Source organism: Legionella pneumophila subsp. fraseri (assembly GCF_000586315.1).
GTDB classification, from domain to species: Bacteria; Pseudomonadota; Gammaproteobacteria; order Legionellales; family Legionellaceae; genus Legionella; species Legionella pneumophila_B.
Genome location: NZ_KK074226.1, coordinates 41,718 through 53,505, shown reverse-complemented (window position 1 = coordinate 53,505; position 11,788 = coordinate 41,718). Strand labels below are relative to the sequence as shown.

The following is an 11,788-nucleotide window of genomic DNA, read 5'->3' as shown; positions in this document are numbered from 1 at the left end:
ATTTTATTCCTCAATTTTATTGAGTTGCCAGGTAGCAACTATTGGCAGAGTTTTATCCAAAAGATGTTTTCGACAAAAATTCCTGCGAATTTTTCCGCTGGTAGTATGCGGCATTGCCTTGAGTGGAATCAGAACGATAGTATGTACCTCCAATTGATGGTTCTCGTAAACCAGTTCAAAAATCTCATTGAATAAATTGTCTTGGGTTACTTCATCCATGAAGCGATTTTTTACTTCACACATCACAGTCAGTTTGTATTCATGTTCCTCCTGAATCACAAAAGCAGCACATTTCCCTAATACGTGATGGAGAGGAGAATGCATTAGAGTGTACTCTATGTCCTGGGGATAATGATTTTTACCATAAATAATAATTAAATCCTTAATCCGCCCAGTAACGTATAACTCATTGTCATGGAGAAAGCCCAAGTCCCCAGTTCTTAAATAGATTGGGCTATTCTCATTTTCTTTAATTTTCCCTTGGAATGCATGCTTTGTTTCTTCGGGTTGGTTCCAATAGCCATGGGCGACACTGTTGCTTTGTACCCAAATTTCACCAACCTGGTCAAAATCACATGGGGTCAAGGTGTCAGGATCTATAATTTTAACTGTTTGAATAGGATTACCACTACTGACTAATTTGTAACTGCCCGGACTGTTATCGTCTGCAAAATGCACGCGATGATCCTGAAATTGCTCTTTGGCCAAAGTTAGCGTTTTGTATGGATTTCCTGGTGTTCCTCCGGTCACTAACAAAGTGGCCTCGGCCAGGCCATAGCATGGATAGAAGGCCTCTTTACGAAATCCAAACTCTTTAAATGCCTGATAAAAATGTTCCATGGTTTCTGCTCTCACTGGCTCAGCGCCGTTGAACGCGGTTATCCATGAACTTAAATCCAGCCCTTCTTTTTTTTCTTCCCTGATTCGTTTGACACAATAATCGTAAGCGAAATTGGGGCTGCCACTGATAGTTGCTTTGTATTTGGTAATATTCTTTAACCAGGAAAGTGGGTTTTGTAAAAATGAAAAGGGAGACATCATGATTGCCTGAATTCCACCATAGATGGGTGTCAGAATGCAGCCAATCAAACCCATATCATGATGGGGGGGCAGCCAGCTGAAAATAATGGTTTCATCATTCATATGAAAAGAAGTAAAAATTTTACCCAGATTATCCAGCAAATTATGGTGGCTTACCATCACCCCTTTAGGATGCATGGTTGAGCCGGAAGTGTATTGTAAAAACGCAATGTCATTGCTCTTAATGGAAGTTGGTTGCCAACTACCACTTTTGCTTAACTCAATGCTGTCAAGCGCAATAGCAGGAATTTTCAGGAATTGGGGATTTGTATTTAATTCGTCTGCAGTGAATTTTTTGATATGATCCGCAATCATCAGTACTATGACCGGTTTTGAGTTGGTAACAATGCGTTGTGCTTTATCTAATAATTTTTCTTGAGCGGGTGGGTAAATTGGTACAGCAATGCAACCTGCGTAAAGACAGCCCAAAAAGGCCTGGATAAGGGGCAATCCAGGTGCAAATAATAACAATACCCTATCACCAGGCTGTGCTCCTTCCGCTTGCAAAGTTGCCGCAATAGCTTTGGCGTGTTGATCCAGTTGCTCATAAGTCATTATCTCTTCTAACTCTTTGTTCAGAAAAGTACAGCTTTTCTTGTTAGGGCTATGTAAAGCTCTTAACCTGACGACATCAACCAGGGACTGGCACTGCAAATATTCTTTTTTCACTATAAAACACCTTAATTGCTAAATGAGGCTTTTTGATAGTTTAGCACTTGCCCCGCATAGGACAGGCCACCACCAACACTCATCAGGAGAATTTTTCCTGATCTATCAAACAATTTTTCCTCCACTGCCCTTGCTAGTGTATAGAGAACCGATGCACCGCCTATATTGCCTATGGTATCCGCATCCCAAATTATTATTTTGTTGTTTAAATGATTTTCATGAAGTACTTGATCTATTAATTTTCGATTGACCTGATGTGGAATTATCCAGGTTATCTCATTTTTTTCCTTTTCTGTTGGCAATAAATTATCAAGCATTTGCATGTATCTGGAATAGGCTAATTCTTTCATCAGGGTTTCATCACCGACTAGATGATAACCAACCGAATCAATTTGCTCATGAGTTGGCGGGAATACGCCTTGAGTCGTGAATGCGTTTACGTATTGACCATCGGTAGAAAAAAAACTCTTTTCAATGGTAAAAGACCCCTCATTATTTTTTTCCAAAAGTAAGGAGGCTGCCCCATCAGCCAAACCTATCCAGGTTTTTTCATTTTCAGGGTCAATCACTTTGGAAAGCGTTTCAGAGCAACAAACCAAAATTTTTTGATAGCCCAAAGCCATCAATGCGTAAGCAAAATGCAAGGTTGATAAAGAGGTAGAGCAACCGGTTTTTAAATCGTAAGCGGGCGCATTTAATCCCAGACTTCCAAGTACAGCAGCCGCTTGGGAGCCTGTAAAGCGTTTATTGGTTGTGGAGCCTAAGAGAAATGCGTCTATGTCTTCCGGTTTATAATGCGCAATAAGCTTTTCTACTGCTTGAATAGCCAATGACTCAGAAGTGAGCTCTCTTGAATTATCGAGTGATTCCCAAGGTTTGTGGCACCAGTAGCGAGTATGAAAGCCAAATTCTTCACCTATTTTTTCTGCGAATTTTTCGAGAAAACCTTGAGATTTATCGGCAGTTCTCGGAAAATTTTTTAAAATTTCAAAATTTGTGATAGGGCCCGATTCAGGCAAAATTCTTGATGTGCCAGTAATTTCAAATTGTATATCAGGTTTTAAAATATTCATAAAATGGCCTTATCTTGTCTGGAGCATGTAAAGTGATGGTCATTGAAATTACACTCTTTCTACTCAACCAGATCAAGAATTTTTATCTTTTTCGTATAAAGAGCTCTAAACTTATACAATTAAGAGTAGCCTATTTTGCTAATTAAGTTATTATGACTATGGATCAAATTTCCAAATCAGAGAGTCTCGGGTTCCAGGATTTAAATATTGCAAGAGGAAAGAGGCATGTCTTCCCAACATACAGATAAAACGTTAATTAAATGGATAGACAATTTAATTGATGAACAAAGCTTTTTACCAATAGGTTCTGAATATATTCCGGATAATAAACCTTATTCCCTTTCTGGCGCTGAGGTGATTACCGGATTAGCCAAAGTGAATCAAAGGCCAGTAGCGATTTATGCCCATGATTCTTCAGTTAACAGGGGTTATGTTACCCGCCAAGGCGCTAGAAAGATTATTCATTTAATGGATAAAGCGGAAAAATTACGCATTCCTATCGTTGCCTTTTTAGCATCTCCAGGTGTTTCTCTCGAAGAAAATTTATTAAGTGGTGATGAATACACGCAAATTATTGCTCGCAATATTAGATTGTCTGGAATTATTCCCCAATTTGCGGTGATACTTGCCCCCACTCTTGGAGCACCGGCTTATTCTGCTGTGTTAATGGATTTGTTATTTTTTAACAAGCATAGAAGTTATCTTATGGTGACCAGCCCTATGGTAGTGCAACAAGCCATTGGTGAAAAAGTGACTATGAGCGAACTGGGGAGTGCAACATTGCATGCAACGACAACGGGCATTGCTGATTTCGTGGATGATAGTGTTACAGCACAAATAAATCATGTGAAAGCCATGCTTGGTTTTTTTCCTCTACATACCAATGAGCGCCCGCCCGTTCATTCTATAATAGAGCCTAATCATCCCATTCCGGATATTCCTGCAAATCCCAGAGTACCATTTAATATGCTCAATTTAATTCAGGCTGTAGTGGATAATTCAAACGTTATCCAGTACAAAAGGACTTATGGGCAGGCAATGATTTGTGCTTTTGTACACCTGCACGGTTTTGCTGTAGGGGTTGTCGCTAATCAAAGCATTCGTTATAGCGGAGCCATCGATTCTGATGCAGCTCAAAAAGCAGCCAAATTTATACGAATATGTGATGCTTATTCTATACCGATTTTGACTTTCATCGATGTTCCCGGTTTTATGCCAGGCAAAAGAGAGGAACAAAAAGGATTATTGCAACATGGAGCAAGATTTTGTGTGGCGATGCAAACCAGAGTGCCAAGATTAAGTGTTATCGTTCGTAAATGTTATGGAGCGGCTGCTTTTCTTATGATGCAAACCAAATCGCAAAATGGCGATTTGGTTTTGGCTCTGGAAACAGCAAATCTCGGTGTCATGGGTAAGGAAACGACCAGTAAGGTGCAAGCTATGGATGGTCAAGCAGCACAGGAATCATCACAGTCTCAATTGTCAGAAAAATCTCAGATTGATGATTCTCTCATGGAGGCTTATTCTCTGGGCTTGATTGATGAAATTATCCAACCGGCTCAAATTCGCAGTCGCCTGGCGTCTCATTTAGAGTTTTTATATAGAAGTATGGAAACCATGCCTTTGGCAAAACACTCTATTGTATAAGGAAAATAATGACTTCTTATGAGAATTTGATACAACTGTCTGAATTTTTCGAGTCATGCTTGGGTAATCCTTGGGATGACAGTTCTCCTGTTAGTTTTCAACAAATTTTGCTCGCTGACGAGCAGGAAATATTAGCTTCGTCACCAATAGAATTCATTAAACAATGGGGTTATTTGGACTATACCATACCCCAATATTTAGGGGGTAAGTTGAACTCCCTTGATGAGTTATATACTTTAACCAGGTTGTTGGCCAGACGTGATATCACTATGGCTATTATATTTGGATTGGCTTTTTTTGCTGCATTGCCAATATGGATGGCCGGAAGTTCCAGGCAAAAGAAACGTTTGAGCGAGTATCTTCTCCAGGGAAAAATAGGCGCTTTGGCTTTGACAGAAGAAGAGCATGGAACCGATCTGACTTCCAATAAGATGAATGCCAAGCCAACTGAAGAGGGCTGGGAAATTTCGGGACGAAAATGGTGTGTTAATTTTGCAACCTTGAGTGAGTATGCTGTGGTGTTGTGTCGTACTAATGAGAAGGGAGGGCTATTAGGTTTTTCTTTGTTTTATATCGATAAAAAATCAGCTGAAAAGGGCATTTCTCCCACACCTAAGCTGCCAACTCATGGAGTCAGAGGGTTAGATATCAGTGGTTTTTCTTTTGATAAAGTGAACGTGTCTAAGGACGCATTAATAGGGAAGGAACAACGTGGTTTGGAAATCATCTATAAGGTATTCCAAATTTCGCGTACCTTATGTGCCTGTTTGGCGATTGGAGGAGCTGATTCTGCTTTGAGGCTGGCATTGTCTTACAGCTTACAAAGGCAACTGTATGGCAAATCAGTGTTTGAAATACCAGCAGTAAAACAACGACTGGGTGAGTTATTTACTCTTTTATTAATCGCGGATTGTACAGCTCAGGTTATGGTTCGCGCCTGTACGGTAATACCGGAAAAAATGAGCCTTTGGTCAGCAATTATCAAATTTCTTATTCCGCATATTGGAGAAGATATAGTAGAGCAGTGCGCCATCATTTTAGGTGCCAGAGCTTATCTGCGTACTACACAATGGGCTATTTTTCAGAAAATAAGACGCGACATTCAAGTGGTTGGCTTGTTTGATGGAAGTACTCAAGTTAATTTATCCCTTATTGCAGGTAATTTGCTGCCCCAGGCAGGCATGCGGGGTAAAAACCGGGCAGAGCATTCCGAAAAAATTGAGAAAATTTTTAATGTTCGTTTGTCTTGTCCTCCTTTTAAGGAAGATGGTTTGGGTTTGTTTACTCATGAAGAGGATGATGTATTGGCTGGCATCATGTGCTTAAACTCCACTCCAATCAACCCGCTTATTACTACAATACGTCATGAAATTGAAAAACTGGATCAGGAAGTCATCCATTTACATGATCTGAAATTATTTGACCCTCGCAGTTTGAATGTTTTTCGTTTGGCAGAAAAATATTGCTGGATCTTTGCAGCCAGTTGCTGTTTGCAGTTCTGGCACTATAATCAGGGGACACTTTCTGATGGTTTGCAAAATACAGAGTGGCTGGATTTGGCGATGCAGTTAATTCTTAAGCGATTGAATTCAGGTTCAATGATTGATAGTGTGTTGCAAGAAGCTATGAGTGAGCGTTTGTATTCTTTTTTTCAAAAAAAACAGTTGTTTTCTATTATGCCAATACATATAGCGGAGTAATGAGGGATGAATTGGAAGAGGTTTTTAATTGCTGCCATGACAAAGAAAAAATATCAATTTTTTCTGAATGATACCAAACATCCTAAAGAGGCTCGAGATCGTTTATGGAATTCGGAAATTGTTCCGTTGCTGAAAAAATCATCTTATTGGCAGAAATTATTAAAAGATCAATCGTCTGTGGTTCTTAATGACTTTGGAATTACAGAATATGAAGAGTATCAGGAAGGATTGTTGGCAGCGCAGCATTCTACCATTCAACCTTTTAATGGTGAGGAATTGATTTTTTGGTCAGAAACTTCAGGAACATCAGGGGTCAGAAAATTTTTCCCTATAACGGCATCATTTCAGAAACAATTTCAGCGTACGATGGCCCCGTATATTTACAGCCTGACTCAACGGTTTCCTGGTTTTTTTAAGGAAAAAATGTTGTATCTTGTCGCAGTAGATACTCATAAAACTACTCCTGCTGGTATTCCTACGGGGTGGATTAGTAATTTTAATTATCGCCATTTGCCTTCCTTTATTAAACGATTTTATGCCATGCCTGATGAGGTCTTTGCCAGCCATGAGATTTACGAACAATGGGGACCTATCTACGGTTTGGCTTCTGATTTAAGCGCTGTATTTGCTGTGACGCCTATGGTAATAGATGCTTTTTATAAGCGCTGTATCGACGGTTTTAAAGACTATCTTCCTCATTTATTGGATGATAAACCTCTTCCATCACATCTTCCACCTCTCAAAATGACCAGGGAACGACGAAGACATTTGCAGGCTTTAGCCAAGGCTGATAATCTCTCATTCAAACAACTGTGGCCATCTCTGGAAATGGCTGGTTGTTGGACATCCGGGCTTTGTGAATATCCTGCTCAGCAATTACAAAAACTGCTGGGTCCTGAGATTAAATTGGTTGATGGCACTTATTCCGCAACCGAGGGTTGGCTAACAGTTCCGATAGAAACAAATAGCGTCGGTGGAATTTTACATCCTGGTGCCCATATCGTGGAGTTTATTCCAGAGGGAGCGGCGATTGAGAAAGAGAATCTTTTACAATGTTGGGAGTTGGAAGTAGGGAAAAAATACGAAGTATTTTTGACAACGGCTATGGGATTTGTCCGCTACAGGCTCAAGGATATCGTGAAGTGTACCGGTTATTTGAACAGCTCACCAAAACTTGAGTTTTGTTATAAAACGCAACTCTTGAAATTGGAAACATGCTCAATTACCGGTAAAGAATTGCAAAGCGCGGTGCTGGCAACGCATCTTAATATAGAGCCTTATTGGTATTTTGCGCGCAATAGTGTGGGCAATCGTATTGTTTTGGTTACTGATGATGAGGCGGAGATTTCTGAGCTATCACTGAAAGAATTGCATGAGGAATTAATCCATATTAGTCCGACTTATGCCCATAGTGTTGAAACGGAAGAGGTTTTACCTGTGACCCTGTTGCAACTGTCTAAGGAGAAATTATTAGCTGGCATGCATGGGCAAACCAAACCGAAATTTATCTCTCAGGAGGTTATTGCTGAGAGATAAAGCATCTGGGTAGTTATCAATAATCGTAATGGACATTGTTTCCAGAGTCATTGCCCCATTGTTGATCAAATAGTATAATCACAGTATTATTTTGAGCCATGTATTTTCCAGTATGATTCCCTGTTGGTTTGTTATGTCATGATAGATGAGAAAAATTATTTCCTAGAGATAGATTTTGCCAGACAGCGTGTTATCGATTTGCCTGCAGGAGAGTTTAAATATTATCTGTACATTCTGTTAGAGTCGATAAAATCCCAAAATGTCCCGTCCAGACACGAATTTTTAGCAGTATTGCTAAAATTGTTGGATACCTTGCATAAGCTAAAAGAATTAAAAACCCCCAATTTTTTAGATAATCAATGCCCATCAAGCCAATTGCTGAAAGAATTGGTTCTTCATTTCTCCGAATTGCAACGAGTAGCCAAGACTCATCATTTCACCGCTCAAGTGATGATTATTTTACTGCATATTAGCGGTATTATTTCGGCTTTAGCTTTAGGCGTAGTCGGTGGATTATTAGGAGGAATAATGGGTTTTGTTAACGGTTTATGTGAATACAAACCGGTTATCGGTTTTCTTGTTGGAACATTTACCGGTACAGTTCTTGGTGGACTTTTTGGTTTCAGGGCACCTAAAAAGCTATTTAAAAATGAGGTACAGCGACAAATAAAATTTGGCCTTGATGGTTTGGGTGAGAGTTTGGACAATATCAAGCAAGAATATTCCTTTTGCATGTTTAGTCGAAATAAAATGAAACCATTTTCATTTTATCTTGGTGAAGCAGAAAGTGAAATTAAGCAACTTTTCAATGATGATAGCGAGTATGAGGAATTTCTAAACCATAAGGTCGATTATGAAATTAACTCCTTTCTAGCCAGTTTTATTGGTGAATCTTTGCTTCATGGGTGTGTGGGTCACCATGCGTATATAAAAATAACTATTAAAAATCGTGAGTATTTAATAGAGTTTACCCCTCAGCCAACCGATACCAAAGAAATTCCAGCTCAAAGCGAAATGAGAACAGTAAGTGGTAAAAAGATTGTAGAAATGCGGGCCTATCATAAAAAACTTCAGGAAACCAATGCTCCGACAGCGTCTTTCATATTAACCAAAATGAAACCAGGTGATAATGATTGTTTTAGTTACGTCAATAAGATACTCATTGGAACAAATCAACAAGGTGCTACCATCAAGCGATTTGCCAATATGGGGTTCATTGGTTCTTTATTAGGCATGGGGATAGAGGCTTTAAGCCCTTTTAAACCAGATTTTTTTCAAATTACAAATTCAGTCAGAACTAATAAGGAAAAAATGCCTGGCTATTCGAATGATTTGTCAATGAATAGCCTATTACCTCAATTGAAACATGGATGATTAGCCAAATTATGGTAATTCAATTTGGCTAATTGATAATCTTGCATTACTTACATATAACCAATCCATTTTACATCAGCGTAAGGGCCATGTAATCCGAAATTGATATTATCCCTATATTCAACCACAGGGACTAAATTCACATCACTTCGATGAAGTGCATCAAAATAATTGACTACCATATAACCCACATCAAATGTCAAATTACCTTATATTCATAAAAATACGTCTTTTTTTATGTCTCGCGTGGAGAATCAGTGTAATTTGGAGTTTTATGTCGGTTATGTCAAGAATAAAATAGCTTGTGTTGCAGTTTTATACAGGCGACATATGTGACGCTGTTTGCATCTAATATCTTGATGAAAGATATAAAAAACAAAATGAGAAAGCATTTTATACATTGTTGAATTTATGTCATATACTTTAAAGCGATAGCTCTTAAAATTAAGGTATATATCATGGACATGAAAAAATATATTTTATCTCTTTCTCTACTGACAGTGATTAACTCTTCAGCTATCGCTACAACTCAGGAAGGTGAAGAGGCCTATAACAAAGGGTACTACGAAAAAGCATTTATTTTGCTGTCTCCTGAAGCGGATAAAGGGGATGCCAAGGCTCAATATTTGCTGGGTAAAATGTATTATAATGCCCAAGGTGTAACCTATAGTCCAGAAAAAACAGAGCAATTATTACTTGCCTCAGCCAATCAAGGCAATGTCGACGCCCAGGTATTATTAGCAGGGTTCTATTGGTACCTTAATACACCTGAGGGCTATAAAAAGGCTTTTGAATGGTACCAGAAAGCAGCTGATCAAAATAATGCAGATGGCCAATATGGTTTGGGTTATATGTATGATACGGGAACTGGTGTACCTCAGAATTCCGATACGGCTATGATATGGTATAAAAAAGCAGCAGAACAAGGCAACTCTAATGCGGCTTTGGCCATTGGTTATAATTATGATACCGGTACAGGGGTGAAAAAGGATAAGACTCAGGCCCTCAATTGGTATACAAAAGCAGCTGACTTAGGTAATGCCAGTGCACAATATAATCTTGGTTTGATGTATGAACAGGGGGATGGGGTTCCTAAAGATTATCAGAAGGCAGCTGAGTATTTTGAAAAAGCAGCGAATCAAGGTCATGCCAAATCACAATTGGAGTTAGGCTATTTATATGACTCTGGAAAATTAGGTAAATCGGATCTGCAAAAGGCGGCTTTTTGGTATCAAAAAAGCGCAGACCTCGGGAATGCTAATGCACAATTTAATTTAGCTGATATGTATTTTTATGGTGATGGAGTCGGAAAAAGCCTTGAGCAATCGGTGTACTGGATGCAAAAAGCAGCTGAACAAGGGTATGGTAAGGCTCAAAATCAATTAGGTGTCTATTACAGAGATGGTATTGGTGTTGCAGCTGATCCTGTAAAAGCTTATGCTTGGTTTACAGCAGCCAAGAATAATGGCTTTGAAAAAGCAGCGACCAATGCCAGTGATCTTGAGAAATCTATGAATCCAGAGGATCTGAGTAAGGCTAGAACTTTAGGGCAACAATATACGGATAATTACAAGGCCAAAAAATAAATGTTGTTACCTGTTTTCAAGAGCTTGGGATACTGAAACTGTTGTGAGTTATCCGGGGGCATGTGAAAGAACTCTTGCATAACCCCGGGTTCGATAACCCCAAAAATAGAAAAGTATAAAATTAATTTTATCAGAATGAAGAGATCTCTTTGAATTTAAGAATGTATCTTCCAATCTTTTGTTTATTTTTGCTAGTATAACTCCAGGTTTAAATAAAACAGACTCAACAGCTGGCAAATGAATTGTCTATTATTTTTAAGGAAATCACGTGATGACAGAGCGCAAGAAAACGACAGTCAAGAATAAAAAAGCACCTGTCAAAAAAAGCCAGTTGACTGTTTCTTTATTGATTTTTATTGATTTGATTTCTATATTGCTTAGTTTAATGCCAGGCGTGGCAGCATTTAGCTTAACTGGTTTGTTTTTGTATTATGGTTTTTCAAAAACCTGGCTTGTTTTAATTTGTTCACCGTTTGTATTAATTTTTTCTTTTATTCTTATCATTGCGCTTATCAGGATAAGCCTCCCAAAACTTAAGCCAGGTCGATATAAACGGGAATTAAACAAGACCATGATCGCCTGGTTTTGTCATTTTGCACTTTCTCGGGCAGCGAAAATCGTTGGTCTGGTCCATTTATTACAATCCTTTAATGTTATTAAATATTTGTATTGGCGTGCTTTGGGAATTAAGGTGTCATTTTACGTTATGAACTCATTTGATATCGATTTTGTGGATTGCCCTCTCATTTCAATTGGTAAGGATGTCACTCTCGCCAGTCAAGTTTCTATCAGTTGCCATTCTGATGTAGGAAATTATCTTTTTTTATCGCCTGTGGTGATAGAAGATAATGTTTTTGTTGGAATGACGACTAAAATTGGCCCAGGAACAACAATTAAAAAAGGGGCCTGGATAGGTTATGGGAATGCTTTTGTTAACCAGATTATTGAGGAAAATGCAAAAATTGGCAATGTTAGACCTATTCCTGAATAGAATGAGATGTTTTATCTCAAGTTTGGACTAATAAAAATCAGAATTTAGTGTATTGTTTTCTTGGTTATCACTTAATGAATCCAGATTGTTGCAATCAGGCTATAACCCAGCTGATTATTTCTTTGATTAAAC

The 11,788-nt window shown here is 38.6% G+C and carries 9 protein-coding genes; 6 read left to right on the top strand and 3 right to left on the bottom strand.

All coding sequences use genetic code 11. From position 1 onward, the window contains the following. Nucleotides 1–3: 3 nt before the first annotated feature. Both CC34_RS0112795 and CC34_RS0112790 read right to left on the bottom strand, forming a co-directional pair. Nucleotides 4–1,749, bottom strand: a complete 1,746-nt coding sequence (locus CC34_RS0112795; protein ID WP_028377858.1) for a fatty acyl-AMP ligase — start codon at nt 1,747–1,749, stop codon at nt 4–6. Between the two features lie 11 nt (nt 1,750–1,760). Continuing rightward, nucleotides 1,761–2,822 carry a 3-oxoacyl-ACP synthase III family protein gene (locus tag CC34_RS0112790; protein ID WP_028377859.1) on the bottom strand — a complete coding sequence of 354 codons (1,062 nt, stop codon included), beginning with the start codon at nt 2,820–2,822 and terminating at the stop codon, nt 1,761–1,763. Nucleotides 2,823–3,047: 225 nt separating this feature from the next. On the opposite strand from CC34_RS0112790, the gene CC34_RS0112785 reads away from it, so the two are divergent. The 4 genes from CC34_RS0112785 (at nt 3,048) to CC34_RS0112770 (ending at nt 9,079) form a co-directional block, all read left to right on the top strand. Beyond that, complete coding sequence (locus CC34_RS0112785) at nt 3,048–4,469, top strand: acyl-CoA carboxylase subunit beta (protein ID WP_028377860.1); 1,422 nt, start codon at nt 3,048–3,050, stop codon at nt 4,467–4,469. 8 nt (nt 4,470–4,477) lie between these two features. Continuing rightward, nucleotides 4,478–6,169: an acyl-CoA dehydrogenase family protein gene (locus CC34_RS0112780; RefSeq protein ID WP_028377861.1), complete on the top strand. Its 1,692-nt coding sequence runs from the start codon at nt 4,478–4,480 to the stop codon at nt 6,167–6,169. A 6-nt stretch (nt 6,170–6,175) separates the two neighbouring features. Next, nucleotides 6,176–7,705, top strand: coding sequence for a GH3 family acyl-acid amido synthetase (locus tag CC34_RS0112775; RefSeq protein ID WP_027227267.1), 1,530 nt, complete (start codon nt 6,176–6,178; stop codon nt 7,703–7,705). Between the two features lie 138 nt (nt 7,706–7,843). Continuing rightward, a complete protein-coding gene (locus CC34_RS0112770; protein ID WP_028379618.1) occupies nt 7,844–9,079 on the top strand; it encodes a hypothetical protein in 1,236 nt (411 codons plus the stop codon). Between the two features lie 50 nt (nt 9,080–9,129). On the opposite strand, the gene CC34_RS1000000117580 is transcribed toward CC34_RS0112770, so the two are convergent. Continuing rightward, entirely contained in the window at nt 9,130–9,282 is a 153-nt protein-coding gene (locus CC34_RS1000000117580; protein ID WP_331708813.1) for an Lpg1974 family pore-forming outer membrane protein, read from the bottom strand. Between the two features lie 255 nt (nt 9,283–9,537). Between CC34_RS1000000117580 and lpnE the strand changes: the two genes are divergently transcribed. Both lpnE and CC34_RS0112755 read left to right on the top strand, forming a co-directional pair. Further along, nucleotides 9,538–10,665: a Dot/Icm type IV secretion system effector LpnE gene (lpnE, locus tag CC34_RS0112760; protein WP_027227265.1), complete on the top strand. Its 1,128-nt coding sequence runs from the start codon at nt 9,538–9,540 to the stop codon at nt 10,663–10,665. A 271-nt stretch (nt 10,666–10,936) separates the two neighbouring features. Further along, nucleotides 10,937–11,656 (top strand): hypothetical protein, encoded by a 720-nt coding sequence (locus CC34_RS0112755; protein ID WP_027227264.1) that lies wholly within the window; start codon nt 10,937–10,939, stop codon nt 11,654–11,656. The last annotated feature ends 132 nt before the right edge of the window (nt 11,657–11,788 follow it).